The following is a 9,253-nucleotide window of genomic DNA, read 5'->3' on the forward strand; positions in this document are numbered from 1 at the left end:
ATTCTGTGAACCTCCTCACCCGGATACCCTACCGGCAGACTTAATGAATTTGAAAAGAGTTGCTGCGCATATCCGTATGCCGGATGACCACATCCGCATCGAACCGGATTTCACAGTCTGCGAATACGTCCTCCCAGTGGTCCCTGACCTTCTTCCAGCCGCGCGGGTCCTTCCGCTGTAATGCCCGTCCAAAGCCGAGATAATCGCTGCCCAATTCTTTGGCGGTACTTATAGCTGCTTGTATATGCTTCACGCTTTCTTTTATAAGCCGGTCTGACAGCTCTTCCAGCACTTTAGGCGAGGTAAGATCGAGCGGATTCGGAGCTTCCTTGAGCGCAGCCTGCTGCGTGATCTTGACCGTAAAGACAGTATGCTCCGGGTCAGACGAATTGACCGCAAGCGATACCTGGGACTGATAGATGTTGAAGGAGAGATAGCCGCCCTCCTGCTGCTTGAGCAGAACCGGGAACTCTTTGATCCGATTATGCAAAAGAACGGTACCGAGAGCAGCGTCACCCGTAAGCCAGCCCTTCAGCTTGTCATCCTTGAACGCCGCAAGAGAGGAGACTCTCAGGATCGACCGGGGTTCGATATTCTTCAGGCTGTCATTGCTGCCCGATGACGGAGTCCACTCTCCTCTGGTGTATACCCCGTTGATCACAGGACCGCCTCCTCTGATCTGAATCCCCCGGATCACATCATCCACGGCCATCCGGAAGTTATAGCCGAACTGCTTGGAGGTCGTCTCCAGCTTCTCTACCAGATCATTGGCCGGGATTTTGCTGAACACGGTCATTGTGGACATGATCTCACGCGCAGGCTGTCCCTTGGAGATGAAGATCAGACTGTTCAGCCGGGTATCACTCTCCCGCTCCAGCACATCCAGAAGATCCTTGATGCCTTCGCGGGCGAACGCCTCCGAGATCACCAGTACCCGCACATGGCCCAGGGAGAGGAAGCGTGCCGTCTGGCGGGAAGCGTCTGCCAGTGCCTCGAACATCGTGCGGCCTGTTCCTGTGTACAGCGCAACCGGCGATATGCCTCTGCTCTTCTCTCCGGAGATTTCCTCCGCCACAATCACTTGAAAGGACAGCTTGTACCGCTCAGCCTCAGAGTCGCCCTTGTCGATCGCTACCCCCGAGACAATCGCCCGCCGGTTGAGTTCAACACTGTCCCAGCAGCCGGTAAGCAGCAGCAGTGGAAGGACAAACAGTACACCTATGCCGCCCAAGATTCTATTCCTCACGTTTCTCCTCCTCAGCCCTGCTATTCTTGCGGATTAACGGGGGGCGCTGCTCTTCATGACCGGTCGTTAGCAGCATGTAGTCCGGCATTTCCCCGCGCATCTGCGCCGGCGGCTTGTCCGCGCCGTTCAGCCAGAGCGGAAGTCTGAGCAACGTGTCCTTCTGCCCTTTAACCGAGAGCGGCACGAAGGGGGAGAGATATGGAACACCGAAGGATCTCAAGCTGTTCATATGTGCTACAAGCAGAATCATGCCCAGCGTAATTCCATAGAAGCCGAAAATACTGGCCAGGACCAGAAAAGCAAACCGTATAATTCTCCCGGCAATCGCCATGTTATACGCAGGAAGGGCAAAGCTGGCGATCCCGGTTAACGCCACTACGATAACCATGATGGGCGTAATAATTCCGGCCTCTACCACCGCTGTGCCCAGAATAAGCGCACCGACCACTGAGACCGTCTGCCCGATGGCGCGCGGCATGCGCACCCCGGCTTCACGCAGAATTTCAAAGGCCATCTCCATCAAGAGCAGCTCCACAAAGGCCGGGAAGGGTACATTCTCCCGCTGGGAGAGCAGATTAATCAGCAGCGTCGTCGGAATCATCTCATAATGATAGGTGGTCAGCGCGAGGTAGACCGAAGGTCCCAGAATCAGAACGATGAAGCTCAAATAACGTACCAGCCGCATCAATATGGCAATGTCGAACCGCTGGGAATAGTCCTCTGCAGATTGAAAAAACTGCGTAAACACCGCCGGAAGAATCAACACAAACGGCGTGCCGTCCACAATAATAACCACCCGGCCTTCCAGCAGATTACCTGCAGCCACATCCGGCCGTTCCGTGTTGTAGATCGTTGGAAACGGCGTAAAGGTCTTGTCCTGAATTAATTCCTCAATATACCCGGATTCCAGAATCTCATTAATAACAATCTTGTTCAGCCGGTCTCTGGCTTCGCGGATCAGATCCTCCCCCGCAATCCCTTTCATGTACATCAGCGCCACATGGGTATGGGTCTCCGAGCCGATCTTCAAGACCTCCAGGCGCAGCTTGGCGGATTTGATTCTGCGGCGGATCAGCGAGATGTTCGTGGCCACCGACTCGACGAACCCGTCCTTCGGCCCCCTGACCACGAGCTGGGAGGAAGGCTCACTGACTGCCCGCTGCTCCCCGCCCCTGGTTCCGCACAGAATCGCTGACCGGCAGCCCTCCAGCAGAATCGCTGTGTCCCCGGAGAGAATAGCGAGCATGATTTCCTTCCAATTCTCCTGGAGCTCCGCATCACCTATCTCCATAGCACGGCTAAGGATCTGCTGCGGGAGCGAAGCTTGTTCCCGAGGACTGTCAGCGCCGCCGGCCGCGCTATCGAGGAACAGCTCCTCCGTATGATTCAGCAGCGAGCCCAGCACGAATTCATTCACGGAGGCTGAGTCCGCCAGCCCGCTCAGATGAACAGCAGCCGCTTCCAGCCGGCGTTCTCCCCCGATCTGGATTCTGCGGATAAGGAGATCCGGACTGCCGCCAAGCTCCGTCTGAATATGGAGCAGACTCTGGGCGACCGTATCCGCGAGGCCCAGGGCAACACCACCCTCAGGCTGTCCCGGTCCCGGTGCACTATCTGCTCCTGCATTCTGTGCTTTTCGGTTGGATCCTGACTTCATCACCGCTCCTCCTCCCTGATTCTATGCAGAGTTCTATTATTCGCGGATATGCCTGCCATTATTCGGCTGCCCTTCCACACTCGTCCCATTCCTCTTAAACAACACAACAAATCCCCTGCATCTGGTATGCAGGGGATTGCGAATAGTTATATGGGAATCAGATATCGACTGAGCCGGTGTATACCACCTGCGCAGGGCCGGTCATATACACATGATTATCCTCCTCGTTCCATTCGATGAACAAGTCGCCGCCCTTCAGGCTGATGACCGCCGAGCGGTCCGTCACTCCATTCAGCACGGAGGAGACCAGCGTCGCGCAGGCGCCTGTTCCGCAGGCTAGGGTAGGCCCGGCACCACGCTCCCAGACGCGCATGTCCACGCGGCCGCGGTTCACTACTGTGGCGAACTCCACGTTGACCTTACGAGGGAAGAGCGGGTGAACCTCAAGCTTCGGCCCCCACGTAGTGAGATCAAACGACACTGCATCGTCCACATAAATGACCGCATGGGGGTTCCCCATAGAGACTGCGGTGAACCGGAACGCTGTGCCGTCCGCATCAATCGGCTGGTCCAGCACAGGCTCCGCGTCGATCGCTACAGGAATCTGCGGTCCGGACAGGACCGGCTCACCCATATCCACGGTTACGCTCTCCACGATCCCGTCCTTCACCTTCAGGGAGACCTTCTGTTCTCCGGCGCCAATCGTCTCAATGACTATCTGCTCCGATTCCACCAGGCCATGCTCATATACATATTTGGATACACAGCGGATCGCATTGCCGCATTGCTCAGCCTCGGAGCCGTCAGAATTCATGATACGCATCATGTAATCGCCGCGCTGCGAAGGAAGAATGTACACCAGTCCGTCTGCGCCGATGCCGAAGAACCGGTTGCACAGCGTAACTGCCAGCTCCGGGGCATTGCCCGGCAGCTCATCCTCGCCGAATACGATAATAAAATCATTGCCCAAACCGTGCATTTTAGTAAATTCCATTGTCAGGTCCACTCCTATAAGTAAGATCAGCTGTTTCCACATTCCTGGTTCATCATAAACCAAGCTTCTCAGTGAAACCAGCATACCTTATAGGAGTGGAGTGAAGCTATTGATTTTATGCTGAAAACTTTGTACTTTTTATCATCTGGCGTCCGCCGCTGCGGCTGCGGTTCTTCTTGCCGCCCCAGACGCTGCCCGCTCCCATCAGGAAGGTCGGGATTCCGGCCATCACCAGCACCAGGCACCATTCACGGAAACTGAGCGGAACGGTCTTGAACACCGGCTGAAGCACAGGGAGGTACATTACAGCCAGCATTAAGAGGACAGAGGACAGGACAGCCAGGACCAGATATCTGTTCTGGAACGGATTCCGGTAGAAGACCGAGCGCGAGCTGCGGCAGTCGAACACATGAATGAGCTGTGCCATAACAAGGGTGGCAAAAGCAACCGACTGCGCGCGGATCAATTGCTGCGCGCTGCCTGGATCAATCCGCAGCGTCAGCCAGAAGGCGGCCAGGGTACAGAGTCCGATCAGCAGCCCGCGGCTGACAATCTTCCAGCCCAGACGGCGGGCAAAGATATTCTCCTTCGCCCCGCGCGGCTTGTGCTCCATCAGATCCTTCTCCGGCTGGTCTACGCCCAGTGCCATTGCGGGCAAGCCGTCTGTAACCAGATTGACCCACAGAATCTGAATCGGAACCAGCGGCAGCGGCAGCCCGAGCATCATGGCGAAGAACATGGTCAGAATCTCGCCGACATTCGAAGCCAGCAGATACCGGATGAACTTGCGGATATTCTCATAGATATTCCGTCCCTCTTCAATGGCGGCCACGATGGTCGAGAAGTTATCGTCCCCCAGGACCAGGGCCGAAGCCTCCTTCGTCACATCCGTGCCGGTGATCCCCATCGAGATCCCGATATCGGCAGCCTTGATCGCAGGCGCATCGTTCACCCCATCGCCGGTCATCGCGACGACATGGCCGTGGCGCTGCAGCGACTTGACAATCCGCAGCTTATGCTCCGGCGATACCCGGGCGTAGACGAACACGCTGTCGGAGACCTTATCCAGCGCGTCATCGTCCATCCGGGTAAGCTGGCTGCCGGTCAGGACCGTGCCGCCGCGCTGCAGAATGCCGAGTTGATGGGCAATAGCCTCTGCCGTCGTCCCATGGTCGCCGGTAATCATCACTGTCTTGATACCTGCCCGGCGGGTCACGCTGATCGCATCGCGCACTTCCTTGCGCGGCGGATCGATCATCCCGGCCAGACCCACGAAGACAAGCTGGCTTTCCGCTTCCTTCTCGCTGCCAGCCGTTTCTCCGCTCCGCAACTCCCGGTAAGCCATCCCTAGCACACGCAGCGCGCCGGAAGCCATCTGTTCATTGGCATCCAGCACCTTCTGGCGCAAGGTCGGCGTGCAGGGCACGACTCCGCCCTCCCACAGCATATACGTGCAGCAATTCAGGAGCACGTCAGGTGCTCCTTTGGTGCAGATCATCCGGCCGCCGGGGTGATTCACAACCACCGACATCAGCTTACGTTCGGAATCGAACGGAAACTCCGTCTCCCGGGTATAGGTTACGGCAAGCGCCTGGGCAGTTAGTCCCATTTTGGCAGACAAAGCGACCAGCGCACCTTCCGTAGGATCGCCCTTCAGTTCCCAGACCGGCTGGGCGTTAGCCCCTTTATCGGCCTCTGCACCTTTGCCTTTCTTTTTGCTGCGCGTATCGGGGAAGCTCTCATAAATCTCTGCATTGCTGCATAATGCTCCCACCTGAAGCATGCGCCGGAGACTCTGGTCATTTTTCAAATCAACGGGCCGGCCGTTACGCAGCACACTGCCTACCGGAGCATAACCTTCCCCTGATACCTCAAGGGTCCGTCCGGCGTTCCAGAGCTGGGTGACTGTCATTTTGTTCTGCGTCAGGGTTCCTGTCTTATCCGAGCAGATGACGGAGGCACAGCCGAGGGTCTCTACCGAAGGCAGCTTGCGGACAATCGCCTTGCGCTTGATCATCCGCTGTACACCCAGCGCAAGCGCAATCGTCACAATGGCCGGAAGTCCTTCGGGAATAGCTGCCACTGCCAGACTCACCCCGGCCAGGAACATCGCCGTTGCCGGCTGACCATGCATAATTCCTGCCAGGACCACAACAATGGTCAGTCCCAATGAGACATAGATCAGAATCTTGCCGAGCTGCTCCAGACGGTGCTGCAGCGGGGTCTCCTGGGATTCGGTGTTCTGGATCAGATCGGCAATCTTGCCCATCTCGGTAGCCATACCGGTGCGGATGACCACCGCCCGGCCGGTTCCCCGGGTCACCATCGTACCCATAAAGCCGATATTCTTCTGATCGCCCAGCGGGATGTCTTCAGCGTAGATCGCCGAGGCATGCTTGGAGACCGGCAGCGACTCCCCTGTCAGCGCCGACTCTTCGGCATAGATGCTGCTGCACTGCAGCCAGCGGACATCTGCCGGTATACGGTCCCCGCTCTCCAGCAGGACGATATCTCCGGGAACCAGCATTCTGGCCGGAAGCACCTCCTGCTTCCCGCCGCGCATCACTTTGGCCGTAGGCGCGGAGAGCTGCTTCAGCGCTCTTAACGAACGCTCGGCGCGGAACTCCTGCACGAAGCCGAGTGCCCCGTTAAGCAGAATAATCGCGATAATCGTAATGGCGTCTAAGTATTCGCCGAGCAGGCCGGATACCAGTGTCGCCCCCATCAGCACCAGTACCATGAAATCCTTGAACTGATTGAGCAGCAGCGTAAAAGGCGATACCCTTTTACCCTCAGACAGCTCATTGTACCCGCTCTCTTTGCGTCTTGCGGCGGCGTCCTCGGCGCTTAACCCCGTTCCCGGCTGAACGCCGAACATCTCCTGCAGCTCCTCTGCACCGAGCCGGTGCCAGCTTTTTTGTTCCATAACTAATCTTTCCCCTCCCGGTCGTTTCTTGACTTCCGGCGGCGCACAGCTTTTCCACCTGTTCATGTCCAAGTGTATTCATGGTCGTCCCAAAATATCACCGCATCTAGGTTTCTCCTTTTGCGCGAACCGGTAAAAGTATGGCATCATAGAGGGAGTACTTTATTATCAGGCGACAGGAGAACCTTATTATGGCATTAGACGGCATTGTTACCCAAGCGATCGTGCATGAGCTTCAGCCCTTCATCGGTGCACGCGTCGGCAAAATATATCAACCCAGCACACATGACCTCATCTTCACCCTGCGCGGTGCGGGCGGCGGCGGCAAGCTGCTGCTGTCGGCGAACCCGACCTACCCCCGGCTGCACCTGACCGAGAGAAGCAGCATCAACCCGGCGGAAGCGCCGATGTTCTGCATGCTGATGCGCAAGCATTGTGAAGGCGGCACCATCGAGAGCATTACCCAGGTGGGGCTTGAACGGATTATTCATATCACCATCAGAACCCGGGATGAGCTGGGGGATGTCTCCGCCAAAAAAATCATTATCGAGCTAATGGGACGCCACAGCAACATCATTCTGACGGAGCTGGCCACAGGGACGATTATCGACGGCATTCATCATGTCACACCGTCGATCAGCAGCTATCGGGTCGTTATGCCGGGAGCAGCTTATACCCAGCCGCCGCAGCAGCATAAGCTGAATCCCCTGCAGATCAGCCAGCCCGACTTCCTTGCCCTGCTGGCCTCGGCTGAGGAAGCGGCCCGCTACGCCGCCGAGCATCCGCAAGAGCCGGAGGAGGATATGATCGAGGGCGAGATCGCAGAATTACTGGCCTCGCTTGAGGCTCCGCAGGCTGACGGCTCCGGCGGCCCGGCCCCTTCAGCCGATCCGGCCGGCTGGCTGGTTCACGCCTTCAGCGGCCTGAGTCCGCTGATCGCCGGAGAGATCCTCTACCGGTACAAGGAGATAGGCGGAGAAGCTGAGGATTTCAGCAGCGGGATGGATAAACCCGAACAGCTATGGGAAGCCTTCCATTCTGTCATGGAACCAGTAAGCAAGCAGGATTTCGCCCCGGTCACCGGCTGGAATCCCAAGGGTAAGCCTGTCTTCTCAGCCATTCCACTGAAGCTCATGAGCGGAAATGTGAAGCATTACAGCTCCATTAGCCTCTGCCTGGAGGATTATTACGGAGACAAGGCTGAGAAGGACACCGTCAAGCAGCGGGTTAGCGACCTGATCCGCTTCCTCAGCAACGAGCGCAGCAAGAACATCAAGAAGCTGGCCAACCTGCAAAAGGACCTGAACGAAGCCGAGGATGCAGACCAGTTCCGCATCTGGGGCGAGCTGCTGTTCGCTTCCCTGCACACCGTGAACAAAGGCGACAAGCAAGCAAAACTAGTAAACTACTATGATGAGAATCAGGCGGAGATTACCGTTCCGCTTGACCCGCTGCTAAGCCCTACGGACAATGCACAGCGGTATTTCAAGAAATATAACAAATACAAGAACAGCCTGCGGGTGATCGGCGAGCAGGTCCAGAAGACGCACGAAGAGATCGCCTATATGGAGCTGCTGCTCCAGCAATTGGCCCATGCCTCACTGAATGACATTGAGGAGATCCGTGAGGAGCTGGTCAGCCAAGGCTACTTACGCGACCGCAGCAAGAAAGGCAAGAAGAAAAAGAAGGCAGCCAGACCCACGCTGCAAGTCTTCACTTCCTCTGAAGGGGTGGACATCTATGTCGGCAAAAACAATCTGCAAAACGAATATGTCACCAACCGGCTCGCTTCACCGAACGATACCTGGCTGCATACCAAGGATATCCCCGGCTCACATGTGGTGATCCGCAGCGAGGAATTCGGTGATGCTACCCTAGAGGAAGCGGCCCAGCTCGCCGCCTATTACAGCCAGGCCAAGCAATCCAGCAGCGTGCCAGTGGACTGCACGCTCATCCGTTACGTGCGCAAGCCGAGCGGAGCCAAGCCGGGATTCGTTATCTACGATCATCAGCGGACACTATTCGTCACGCCCGATGAAGAGCGGATCAAGCAGCTGCCGAATGTGCTGCGGAGTTAAGGCTCCAGTAGTGTGCAAACAAATTGAGCTCGCGCGAAGGTAATCTTTCACCATGTATGCGGAAAACAGCATACAATGAGCTCGAGTGAAGACGCATGAGCCCATTGTGTGAGGAAAACAGCATACAACCGGCTCTCTCAAGGCGCATGGGCCTAATGTATGCGGAAACCTGAACACAATAACAGGCGGTTTCCTCTTACTGATCATGCGCTTTACTAACAGTAAGGATTGCTCTTACCAAAAAACCTCCGTCCTGTAGCGCATTGGTCATACCCCTGTCAAGTAGACAGAAGAAAAAACTAAGCAGCCAGCGCGTGTCGATACTCAATCGGCGCGCGCTGTTTCAGTTTCG

At 56.6% G+C, this 9,253-nt stretch carries 5 protein-coding genes; 1 reads left to right on the forward strand and 4 read right to left on the reverse strand.

The features are described 5' to 3' along the window. Nucleotides 1-40: 40 nt before the first annotated feature. The 4 genes from C162_RS11720 to C162_RS11735 form a co-directional block, all read right to left on the reverse strand. Nucleotides 41-1,246, reverse strand: coding sequence for a Ger(x)C family spore germination protein (locus C162_RS11720; RefSeq protein WP_036694528.1), 1,206 nt, complete (start codon nt 1,244-1,246; stop codon nt 41-43). Continuing rightward, a complete protein-coding gene (locus C162_RS11725) occupies nt 1,236-2,903 on the reverse strand; it encodes a spore germination protein (protein WP_051493406.1) in 1,668 nt (555 codons plus the stop codon). Before C162_RS11725 ends, C162_RS11720 begins: the two co-directional genes overlap by 11 nt. A 157-nt stretch (nt 2,904-3,060) precedes the next feature. Next, nucleotides 3,061-3,897 (reverse strand): diaminopimelate epimerase, encoded by an 837-nt coding sequence (dapF, locus tag C162_RS11730; protein ID WP_036694530.1) that lies wholly within the window; start codon nt 3,895-3,897, stop codon nt 3,061-3,063. 115 nt (nt 3,898-4,012) lie between these two features. Next, nucleotides 4,013-6,823 carry a calcium-translocating P-type ATPase, SERCA-type gene (locus tag C162_RS11735; RefSeq protein WP_036694531.1) on the reverse strand — a complete coding sequence of 937 codons (2,811 nt, stop codon included), beginning with the start codon at nt 6,821-6,823 and terminating at the stop codon, nt 4,013-4,015. 191 nt (nt 6,824-7,014) lie between these two features. On the opposite strand from C162_RS11735, the gene C162_RS11740 reads away from it, so the two are divergent. Further along, nucleotides 7,015-8,901: an Rqc2 family fibronectin-binding protein gene (locus C162_RS11740; RefSeq protein ID WP_036694533.1), complete on the forward strand. Its 1,887-nt coding sequence runs from the start codon at nt 7,015-7,017 to the stop codon at nt 8,899-8,901. Nucleotides 8,902-9,253: the final 352 nt, after the last annotated feature.

Origin of the sequence: Paenibacillus sp. FSL R7-269, assembly GCF_000517865.1 — a bacterium.
Lineage (GTDB): Bacteria > Bacillota > Bacilli > Paenibacillales > Paenibacillaceae > Paenibacillus_AQ.

Excerpts from the sequence above, each read along its gene's own strand:
- C162_RS11735 (WP_036694531.1), bottom strand. The coding sequence starts at position 6,823 with ATGGAACAAAAAAGCTGGCACCGGCTCGGTGCAGAGGAGCTGCAGGAG.
- C162_RS11740 (WP_036694533.1), top strand. The coding sequence starts at position 7,015 with ATGGCATTAGACGGCATTGTTACCCAAGCGATCGTGCATGAGCTTCAG.
- dapF (WP_036694530.1), bottom strand. The coding sequence starts at position 3,897 with ATGGAATTTACTAAAATGCACGGTTTGGGCAATGATTTTATTATCGTA.
- C162_RS11725 (WP_051493406.1), bottom strand. The coding sequence starts at position 2,903 with ATGAAGTCAGGATCCAACCGAAAAGCACAGAATGCAGGAGCAGATAGT.